At 76.7% G+C, this 7,081-nt stretch carries 5 protein-coding genes, 1 other RNA gene and 1 pseudogene; 5 read left to right on the forward strand and 2 right to left on the reverse strand.

Annotated elements, in window-relative coordinates:
* Positions 1-1,947 (reverse strand): annotated as a pseudogene (locus tag ACFW1A_RS36575) (hypothetical protein); the annotation flags it as partial.
* A gap of 256 nt (positions 1,948-2,203) precedes the next feature.
* On the opposite strand from ACFW1A_RS36575, the gene ACFW1A_RS36580 reads away from it, so the two are divergent.
* The 3 genes from ACFW1A_RS36580 to ACFW1A_RS36590 are packed head-to-tail and all read left to right on the forward strand — an operon-like array spanning position 2,204 to position 4,995.
* Positions 2,204-3,046, forward strand: coding sequence for a Nif3-like dinuclear metal center hexameric protein (locus ACFW1A_RS36580; protein WP_380417235.1), 843 nt, complete (start codon positions 2,204-2,206; stop codon positions 3,044-3,046).
* Positions 3,047-3,101: 55 nt separating this feature from the next.
* Positions 3,102-3,845, forward strand: a complete 744-nt coding sequence (locus tag ACFW1A_RS36585; RefSeq protein WP_380417237.1) for a zinc ribbon domain-containing protein — start codon at positions 3,102-3,104, stop codon at positions 3,843-3,845.
* A gap of 4 nt (positions 3,846-3,849) precedes the next feature.
* Positions 3,850-4,995, forward strand: a complete 1,146-nt coding sequence (locus ACFW1A_RS36590) for a bifunctional RNase H/acid phosphatase (RefSeq protein WP_380417239.1) — start codon at positions 3,850-3,852, stop codon at positions 4,993-4,995.
* 40 nt (positions 4,996-5,035) lie between these two features.
* Here ACFW1A_RS36590 and yaaA read toward each other — a convergent pair whose 3' ends face one another.
* Entirely contained in the window at positions 5,036-5,827 is a 792-nt protein-coding gene (gene yaaA, locus ACFW1A_RS36595; protein ID WP_380417242.1) for a peroxide stress protein YaaA, read from the reverse strand.
* Between the two features lie 113 nt (positions 5,828-5,940).
* Here yaaA and ACFW1A_RS36600 point away from each other — a divergent pair, with 113 nt between their 5' ends.
* Both ACFW1A_RS36600 and rnpB read left to right on the forward strand, forming a co-directional pair.
* The gene (locus tag ACFW1A_RS36600) at positions 5,941-6,372 is read left to right on the forward strand and encodes an SRPBCC family protein (RefSeq protein WP_380417244.1); all 432 of its coding nucleotides are present in this window, start codon (positions 5,941-5,943) and stop codon (positions 6,370-6,372) included.
* Positions 6,373-6,429: 57 nt separating this feature from the next.
* Positions 6,430-6,823, forward strand: an RNA gene (gene rnpB / locus ACFW1A_RS36605) — RNase P RNA component class A.
* Positions 6,824-7,081: the final 258 nt, after the last annotated feature.

A 7,081-nucleotide genomic window follows, 5' to 3' on the forward strand; every position in this document is an offset into this window, starting at 1 on the left:
GCCCAGGCGCAGCCGCATGAAGCCGGCGCCGGCCGCGCCGCGGCAGACGCCCGGGTGCGGCCAGCGGCGCGGGACGGCCTCGGCCAGCCGCCGGGCCCGGGCGGCCAGCGCCGGGTCGCCGACCGCCTCGGCCGCGTCCAGCAGCGCCCAGACGGTGCCGGAGCGGCCGCGGTGCAGGCCGGGCAGCACCACCGGCTCGGCGGCGCACCGCCGTTCGATCCAGGACGCGGCCTGACGGACCGTCGCCGCGCCGTCCGGGAACTGGGGCAGGCAGCGGGCCAGCACCGCGAGCACGCCCGCCGCGCCGTGCCCGACGTCGCACGGGTCGGTGTGCTGCCCGTCCGGTGCGGCCGGCCAGAGCCGGTCCGGGCGCTGCGGGGTGGCGGTGGCGACCAGGTGCCGCAGGCCGTCCAGCAGCACCCGGTCCAGCGGCTGCGGCTGGACCCGGGCCGACGGCCGCGGCCGGTCCGGGGGCGCGCCGAGGGCCGCCCGGATCCGGCTCAGCGGCCAGCGCCCGCCCGGCTCGGCGGCGCGCAGGCCGAGCACCAGCGGAGCCAGCCGGGCCGCGGTCTCCCCCTCGCGGGCGGCCAGCGCCAGCCAGCGGTCCAGGCGTTCGGTCAGCGGGCGGGCCCGGGGCAGGTCCTCCGGCAGCAGCGGGTCGTGCCCGGTGGCGAGCAGGAAGAACAGCCCGCCCAGCGCGAACAGGTCCACCGCCGGGTCGGCCGCCAGCAGTCGCCCCGACTGCTCCGGCGCCCGGTACCCGGGGGTGCCCGCGGCGCCGGCCACCGCGCCCGCGGCGCAGGCGAGTTCGACGCCGACCAGGCGCAGCGAGCCGTCGGGGAGCACCACCACGTCGGCCGGCGACAGGTCGCGCAGCACCAGGCCGGCCCGGTGCACCCGGTCCAGCAGGTCCAGCAGTGCCAGCGCCATCGGCCGGGCCTGCGCCCACGGCACCGCCGGCCCGCCGCCGCGGTCCGACCTGGCCGCCACCCAGCTGTCCAGCGGCTGGCCGGGGAGGTGCTCGCGCACCAGCAGCACCGAGTCGCCCTGCGTGAGCAGCTCCAACGGCCGCGCGGTCAGGCCCAGTTCGGCCAACTCGCCGAGCAGCCTGGCCTCCTGGCGCAGGGCGGTCCGGGGGTCGGTGCCCGAGCGGTCCCCGTCGGTCCGGGCGCGGGCCTGCTTGACCACCACCGGGGTGCCGTCGGTGGCGTCCGTGCCGAGGAAGACCCCGCCCTCGGCCGAGCGGCGGACCACCTCGGCCAGGGCGTACCGGCCGCCGACCAGCACCGCTCCGGCGCCCCGGGCCCGCCGGGTCGACCCCCTCCCCTCGACGGGGTCGACCATCCAGGGCGGGCAGCGGTGGCCCGGGCCGCGCTCGTCCGCCGCCCGCTCGTCCGCCACCCGCAGGCCGGGCGTCCGTTCGTCGGGCGTCCGTTCGTCGGGCGTCCGTTCGCCGGCCGGGCCGGGCGGCACCGGGCGGCCCGCCCCGTCGTCGCCGAGCACCACCGAGCCCGGCAGGCCGTCGACGGCCCGGTGCAGCCGGGCCAGCAGGCGCTGGAACTGGGCCTCCTCGCGCGGGTGGACGGTGATGAACGTGCCGACCGGACCGGGCCCGCCGGCGGGCCCGGTCCGGTCGGCGGCGAGCTGCCGCAGGTGCTCCCGGTCGGCGGCGAAGCGGAACGGACAGGGGTCCGCGGCGAGCACCGCGGCGACCGCCGCGAGCACCTCGACCGCCACCGTGCCGGCCGCGCCGACGTGGATCCGCCGGCCCGGCGCGGCCGCCTCGCCGGGCGGCCGGACCGTGCACCAGGCGCCGTCGAAGGCGGCCTCCCACCCGCCCGCGACGCCGTCCGCGGTCACGGCCGCCCGGGCCGCCGCCACCAGCGTGTCGTCCGCCGGAGCCCCGGTGCGCCAGGCCGACTCCTGCAGCGGTATGCCCGCGCCCATCCGCTCCCCACCCCTCCCTCGACGGCAACGCCACGGCCGGCGAAGGCAACTCCCCTCCGCAGCAGCGAAGTTACTTTTGCCGTGCAGGCCACTCAACGGCTCCCGGGTCACTTCACTCATAAGGGTGATCCAGATTCGCTTTCGGCTCCGCGGTCGCGTCGCGCTCTGGCATGACCCCGCGGAGCGCCCGCGTGCGCCCGGCAGTGCGTACACCGGTACGGCCCGGCCGTGCTCCGGCGCGCGGTAGTCTCAACGGGTGCCGAAACTGTCCGAGGTCATCCACGCGCTCGACGAGCTCTACCCACCGCACTGGGCGGAGTCCTGGGACGCCGTCGGCCTGGTCTGCGGCGACCCCGAGGACGAGGTGCGCCGGGTGCTCTTCGCCGTCGACCCGGTCCGGGCCGTGGTCGAGGAGGCGGTGGACTGGGGCGCCGACCTGCTGGTCACCCACCACCCGCTCTACCTGCGCGGCACCACCAGCGTGGCGGCCGACTCGTTCAAGGGCCGCGTGGTGCACCGGTTGATCCGGTCCGGCATCGCCCTGCACGTCGCGCACACCAACGCCGACCACGCCGACCCCGGCGTCTCGGACGCGCTCGCCGAGGCGATCGGCCTCAAGGTCACCGGCCCGCTGCTGGCGGACCCGACCGACCCGGCCGGGCGCCGCGGCACCGGACGGATCGGCGAACTGCCCGAGCCGCTCCCGCTGGCCGCCTTCGCCGACCGGGTCGCCGCCGGCCTGCCGGCCACCGCCACCGGCGTGCGGGTGTCCGGGGACCCGGACCGCCCGGTGCACCGGGTCGCGGTCTGCGGCGGCTCCGGGGACGGCTTCTTCGCCGAGGTCCGCAAGGCCGGCGTGGACGCCTACGTCACCGCCGACCTGCGCCACCACCCGGCCTCCGAGGCCGCCGAGGCGGCCCGCGGCATCGCCCTGGTGGACGCCGCGCACTGGGCCACCGAATGGCCCTGGCTGACCCTGGCCGCCCGGGACCTGGGCGCCGCCGCCGCCCGGAACGGCTGGCAGCTGGAGACCAGGGTCTCCACCCTGGTCACCGACCCCTGGACGGCGCACGCACCGATGCCGTACCCGCGCGCCTGACCGCGCCACCCCTGACCGTCCGTCCGCTCGACCCGCCACCTCAGGAGCTCCCCGCGTGAACGCCGCGCCCGCCGACCAGATCCGCCTCCTCGACCTGCAGGCCCTCGACTCCAAGCTCGACCAGCTGGCCCACCGCCGCCGCTCGCTGCCCGAGCACGCCGAGATCGACAAGGCCGCCGCCGACCGGGCCGCACTCAAGGACCTGGTGGTCGCCGCCGAGGCGCAGCAGGGCGACACCGCGCGCGAGCTGACCAAGGCCGAGCAGGACGTCGAGCAGGTGCGCAGCCGCGCGGCCCGCAACCAGCAGCGGATGGACTCCGGCGCGGTCGGCTCGGCCAAGGACCTGGAGAACCTGCAGCACGAGATCGGCTCGCTGGCGAAGCGTCAGGCCGACCTGGAGGACGTGGTGCTGGAGGTGATGGAGCGTCTGGAGTCCTCGCAGACCCGGGTCGTCGAGCTGTCCGGCCGGCTGGAGCACGCGGACGTGGTGCTCAAGGAGGCCGGCGACCGGCGCGAGGCGGCCTTCGGCGAGATCGACGGCGAGGCGGCCAAGCTCACCCGGGACCGCGAGGCGGTGGCCGCCGTGGTGCCGGCCGACCTGCTCAAGCTCTACACCCGGCTGCGCGAGCAGCAGGGCGGCGTCGGCGCGGCCCGGCTCTACCAGCGGCGCTGCGAGGGCTGCCGGGTGGAGTTCGCGATCACCGACCTGAACGCGATCAAGGCCGAGCCGAAGGACGCCGTGCTGCGCTGCGAGAACTGCGGCCGGATCCTGGTGCGCACCGGCGAGTCGGGCATCTGACCCGGTGACGCGCAGGTTCGTCGTCGAGGCGGACGGCGGCTCGCGGGGCAATCCCGGGCCGGCCGGCTACGGCGCGGTGGTCCGGGACGCGGACACCGGGCTGATCCTGGTGGAGGCCGCCGAGTTCATCGGGCGGGCCACCAACAACGTGGCCGAGTACAAGGGCCTGATCGCCGGCCTGCGGGCGGCGTTCGAGCTCGATCCGGCGGCCGCCGTGGACGTCCGGATGGACTCCAAGCTGGTGGTCGAGCAGATGTCCGGGCGCTGGAAGATCAAGCACCCCGACATGCAGCCGCTGGCGGCCGAGGCCCGCGCGGTCTTCCCGCGCGACCGGGTGAGCTACGCGTGGATCCCGCGGGAGCGGAACAAGGACGCGGACCGGCTGGCCAACGAGGCGATGGACGCCGGCCGGGCGGGCCGGTCGTGGGCGCCCAGGACGGCGGCCGACCCGGTGGTCCCGGCGGCGCCGGTCGAGGAGCCGCTGCCCGCGCCCGCCGCGCCGAAGGCCGGCTGGGGCGCGGACCTGGGCACCCCGACCACGCTGGTGCTGCTGCGGCACGGCGAGACCGCGCTGACGCCGCAGAAGCGGTTCTCGGGCAGCACCGGCAGCGACCCGGAGCTGTCGGAGAAGGGGCGCTGGCAGGCGGAGCGGGCGGCGGAGGCGCTGGCCGCCCGCGGCACCGTGCAGGCGGTGGTCTGCTCGCCGATGCTGCGCACCCGGCAGACCGCGGAGGCGGCGGCGCTGCGGCTGGGGCTGGAGGTGCGGGTCGAGTCGGGGCTGCGCGAGGTGGACTTCGGGGACTGGGAGGGCCTCACCTTCGGCGAGGTGCAGGAGCGCCACCCGGCGGACCTGGACGCCTGGCTGGCCTCCAGCAAGGCCCGGCCGACCGGCAGCACCGAGAGCTTCGCCTCGCTGGCCCAGCGGGTGGCGGTGGCCCGGGACAAGGTGCTGGCCCGGTACGCGGGCAGGACGGTGCTGGTGGTCTCGCACGTGAGCCCGATCAAGACCCTGGTCCGGTTGGCGCTGGGCGCGCCGCCGGACTCGATGTACCGGATGGAGCTGGCGGCGGCCTCGTTCTGCGCGGTGCAGTACTACGCGGACGGGAACGCCTCGCTGCGGCTGCTGAACGACACCGGGCACCTGCGCTGAGCGCCGGGCACCGACGGCGGGTCGCCCGGCCGACCCGCCGTCAGTGGATCTCGGTCACCACCACGTCCAGCTGCCAGGCCTTGCGCGCCGTGCCCTGCGCCGCGACCTCCACGGTGTACCCCAGGCCGCGCAGCACCTCCAGCAGCTCGCCGGGCGTGGCCGGCTCCGCCCCGGAGTTCAGCAGGTCGCGGACCAGCCGCCCCTTGGTCGCCTTGTTGAAGTGGCTCACCACCGAGCGCCTGCCGTCCTTCTCCTGGAGCACCCGCACCGTCGCGGTCCGCTCCACCAGCGCGCCCGCCGGCTTCCACGAGGCCGCGTACGCCGAGCTGCGCAGGTCCAGCACCAGCCCGTCCGCCTCGGCCGGGAGCACGTCCGCGGTCTCCCGCCGCCAGTAGGCCCCGAGCGCCCCCAGCGGCGGCAGCTTCACCCCGCCCGAGCAGCGGTAGGCCGGGATCCGGTCGCCGAGCCGGACCGCGCCCCAGAGCCCCGAGAAGACCAGCACCGACCGCTCGGCCCGGGCGTACGCCGCCCCGTCCAGCTTGGCCAGCCCCAGCGCGTCGTACAGCACCCCGGTGTACAGCTCGCCGGCCGGCAGGGCGGGCGCGGTGCGCAGCCCGGCGTTGCGGGCCACCTCCCCGCGCAGGCCCTTGCTCAGGCCGAGCACCCCGGCGGCCGTCTCCTCGTCGCCGCGGCACAGCTCCACCAGGGCGTCCAGCACCCGGCCGCGGGCCGCGGACAGCCCGGGCAGCGACAGTGCCGCCAGGTCCACCGGAGCCCCGTCGGCCACGGCGGCCTTGCCCTCGGACGGCGGCAGCAGCACCAGGAACGGCATCGGGAGCACCTCTCGGGATCGCTTAAACAATGTGTGGCAATCTACCCGCCCGCCGGTGCCCGTCCCTACCATGAACCCCGGGGACGTGGACGGGCGACACAGGGGGAGAGCCGATGATCCACACCGAGCGGGTCGAGATCTCCGCCGCGCCGGAGGCGGTCTGGGCGGTTCTGGCCGACGTCCAGGGCTGGCGGCGGTGGACCGCCTCGATCCAGCTGGTCCGGCTGCGGCAGCAGGGCCGCCCGTTCGGCCCCGGCTCGGAGGCCTGGGTCAAGCAGCCCCGGCTGCCGGGCGCGCTGTGGCGGGTCACCGCGTACGAGACCGGGCGCGGCTTCACCTGGGAGAGCCGCTCGCCGGGCGTGCGCACGGTGGCCGAGCACCGGCTGCGGCCGCTCGGGACCGGGACCGAGCTGACCCTGGAGCTGCGCCAGCAGGGCCCGCTGGCGCCGCTGGTCGACCGGTGGCTCGGCGGGCTGACCCGCCGTTACGTCGGCATGGAGGCCGCCGGCCTGAAGGCCTACTGCGAGGGCCTCGCCACCACTTAGCCCCCCGGCGGTGGCCGGGGGCCGGTCGCGGACCCGATAGGATGCCAGTACGGCGGAAGAGCCGACCGGGCGGTCGCGACGGATCCACCAGGATCCGCCGAGGAACGTCCGGGCTCCACAGAGCAGGGTGGTGGGTAACGCCCACCCGGGGTGACCCGCGGGACAGTGCCACAGAAAACAGACCGCCTACCTCGGTAGGTAAGGGTGAAACGGTGGTGTAAGAGACCACCAGCGACCGGGGTGACCCGGCCGGCTAGGTAAACCCCACCTGGAGCAAGGTCAAGATCGGGACCCCCGGGTCCCGTGCGCGGATGACCGAGGGCTGCTCGCCCGAGTCCGCGGGTAGACCGCACGAGGCTGTCGGCAACGGCAGCCCTAGATGGATGGCCGCCTCCCCGGGCCGCGCGAGCAACCCGGGAGACAGAACCCGGCGTACAGGTCGCCTCTTCCGCCCCCGAGCCCTCTGACCTCCGGTCAGGGGGCTCCGTCGTGCCCGCCCGCGGACCGGCCCACCGGCTGTCATATCATCGGCGACCATGACTGACGGGCGGGACGCAGTATACGGGCGGGGCGGACCGGACCCGGCGGCCACCGGGGAGCCGGACTGGGCGGCGCTGGCCGACCGGCACGAGCGCGAGCGGAAGCGCCGCAAGCAGCTCAGGGTGGTCGGTGCCGCGGTGCTCGCCGTCCTCGCGGTCGGCGCGGTGAC

Source organism: Kitasatospora sp. NPDC058965, assembly GCF_042741245.1.
Taxonomy (GTDB): Bacteria; Actinomycetota; Actinomycetes; order Streptomycetales; family Streptomycetaceae; genus Kitasatospora.